Annotated in this window: 3 protein-coding genes; 2 read left to right on the top strand and 1 reads right to left on the bottom strand. The window is 73.2% G+C overall.

What is annotated here, in order from left to right; all coding sequences use genetic code 11:
* A partial coding sequence (locus tag EYA84_RS30330; protein ID WP_236146049.1) for an SAM-dependent methyltransferase occupies nt 1–835 on the bottom strand: 835 nt, incomplete at its 3' end.
* Between the two features lie 111 nt (nt 836–946).
* On the opposite strand from EYA84_RS30330, the gene EYA84_RS30325 reads away from it, so the two are divergent.
* Both EYA84_RS30325 and panC read left to right on the top strand, forming a co-directional pair.
* On the top strand, nt 947–1,909 hold the full coding sequence (locus EYA84_RS30325; protein ID WP_131057640.1) for a Rossmann-like and DUF2520 domain-containing protein: 963 nt from the start codon (nt 947–949) through the stop codon (nt 1,907–1,909).
* 47 nt (nt 1,910–1,956) lie between these two features.
* Nucleotides 1,957–2,597 (top strand): pantoate--beta-alanine ligase (gene panC, locus EYA84_RS30320; RefSeq protein ID WP_131057642.1); only part of this gene is annotated, 641 nt, incomplete at its 3' end.

Below are 2,597 nucleotides of genomic sequence, written 5' to 3'. Positions count from 1 at the left end.
AGCCCGACCGGCTCCGGGCGGTCAGGCTTGATCCCTGCGCCGGTCGGGCTGCCCGGAAACCCGACATGGTCGGGCTGTGGGGGCTGATGGGGGCGGCGTCCGCGTCCGGTGGGTCTGTGGGGTGGGGTTGGTTTTGTGGGGGCCACCAGGTGGTGAGCCAGGTGGCGTCTGTAGGGCTGACCGGGTCACCTGTCGTCTCCTCGCCCGACGTCGGGTCGACGAGGAGGTAGCGCCAGCCGTCCTCGGTGTGGACGGCCAGGTCCAGCGGCACGTTGTCCAGCCATTCGGTGGCCAGCAGCAGCCCGGTGACGCCGTCGGGGATCTCATCTGTCCAGGCGATCTGTTCGGGCAGATCATCCGGTCGCGGTGCCACCTCGACCGCAGTGAACCGCACCCGCTCCACCAGCGGAACCCCTGGACCCCCGCGCGCCGACGAGACGGTCCCACCCTCCCCGAGTCCCGCCGTACCCCCAACCCCCGGGGTGAAGCCTCCGGCACGGACGGCGGCCGTGGAAGTCAGGGTTTCCGGGGAGCCCACCCGCGCAGGGATCAAGCCTGACCGCCCGGAGCGGGTGGGCTCCCCGGAAACCCCCACCGCAACAGACAACGAACAGAGCAGCTCACCCCGACCCGCCCCCACATCCACCACGTCGAACCGGTCGGGAAAGCCGAGAGCCGCGTCGAGGTGGTGGATCAACCGCAGCAGCGCCGAGGCGAAGACCGGGGAGGCGTGCACGCTGGTGCGGAAGTGTGCCGCCGGCCCGGCACCGGCGACGAAGAACCCCGAGGGTCCGTAGAGCGCCTGCTGCATGGCGGCCCGCCAAGGCATCGACATCGGGGTACCTCCTCGGCGTCGGTGAACGATTTCACACATCCTTGTTTGAGATCCGTGTCAGCGACGCATACTTGCCCCGACCGGTACCCATCTCGAGGACTGGATCGTGACATGAGCGCACCGCTGCGCCACCATCCGGCCGCCCTTCGGCGGCCTGCGACCGGCCCGTCGGCCCAGGTCGTGAACCATGCCGTACTCACCGTGGGCGTCATCGGCGCCGGCCGGGTCGGTGCCACGCTGGGCGCCGCGCTCGCCGCCGCCGGGCACCGGGTGGTCGCCGCCACCGGGCGTTCCGGGGCCTCCCAGGCCCGGCTGGCGTTGCTGCTGCCGGCCACCGCCTGCCGTCCCGCCGAGGCGGTCGCCCGGTCCGCCGCCGACCTGCTGCTGATCGCCGTACCCGACGACGCGCTCGCCGGGGTGGTCGCCGCGATGGCCGCCGACGGGGCGTTGCACCCGGGCCAGGTGGTCGCGCACACCTCCGGCGCGCACGGCCTGTCCGTGCTGGCACCGGCCGTCCGGGTCGGTGCCCGACCGCTGGCGTTGCATCCCGCGATGACGTTCACCGGTACGCCGGACGACCTCGGCCGGCTGCCCGGCATCTCGTACGGGGTGACCGCCCCGGCCGAGCTTCGGCCGTTGGCCGCCCGGCTGGTGACGGATCTGGGCGGGGTGCCCGAGTGGATCGGGGAGGCCGACCGGCCGCTGTACCACGCGGCGCTGGCGCACGGTGCGAACCACCTGGTGACCCTGGTCAACGAGGCGGCCGACCGGCTACGGGACGCCGGGGTGGGTCGACCCGAGAAGGTGCTGGCCCCGCTGCTGCGAGCCGCGCTGGAGAACGCGCTACGGCTGGGCGACGACGCGTTGACCGGCCCGGTGTCCCGGGGTGACGCGGGCACCGTCGAGCGTCACCTGGCCGCGCTCGCCGCCACCGCGCCCGAGGCGGTCGGCGCGTACCTGGCTCTGGCTCGGCGTACCGCCGACCGGGCGGTGGCCGCCGGCCGGCTGCGACCGGTGGACGCCGAGTCGTTGCTCGGCGTGCTCGGCCGGGACCAGACCGGAGTGGCGGCGTGACACCGGGTGACGGGGCGGTCCGGCCGATGCCCAGGGAGGCGGACGAGATGACGGAACTGGTGCACAGCCGGGCCGATCTGGCCCGGGCGCGGTCCGCCCGCACCGGCACGGTGGGGGTGGTGATGACCATGGGGGCACTGCACTCCGGGCACGAGACGCTGATCCGGGCCGCCCGGGACCGCGTCGACCACGTGATCGTGACGATCTTCGTGAACCCGTTGCAGTTCGGGCCGAACGAGGATTTCGACCGCTATCCGCGTACCCTGGAAACTGATCTTGAGGTGTGCCGGCGGGCCGGGGCCGACCTGGTCTTCGCGCCCTCGGTGGCGGACATGTACCCCGGCGGCCAGCCGGCGGTCCGGGTCAACCCGGGGCCGCTCGGCGAGGACCTGGAGGGGCTCAGCCGACCCGGGTTCTTCCACGGCGTGCTGACCGTGGTGATGAAGCTGCTCCAGCTCACCCGGCCGGATCTGACGTTCTTCGGTGAGAAGGACTACCAGCAGTTGACCCTGGTCCGGCGGATGTGCCGGGACCTGGACGTACCGGTCGAGGTGGTCGGCGTACCGACGGTCCGGGAACCGGACGGGTTGGCGCTGTCCAGCCGCAACCGGTACCTCTCCGGCCCGGAGCGGACGGCGGCGCTGAGCCTGTCGCGGGCGCTGCGCGCCGGTGCCGACGCCGCCGAGGC

It is taken from the genome of Verrucosispora sp. SN26_14.1, assembly GCF_004307965.1.
GTDB lineage: Bacteria > Actinomycetota > Actinomycetes > Mycobacteriales > Micromonosporaceae > Micromonospora.
The sequence above is the reverse complement of the archived record's forward strand: the minus strand, read 5'-3'. Positions and strand labels throughout refer to the sequence as shown.

Coding starts and splice junctions, on each gene's coding strand:
- EYA84_RS30325 (WP_131057640.1), top strand. CDS start 947: ATGAGCGCACCGCTGCGCCACCATCCGGCCGCCCTTCGGCGGCCTGCG.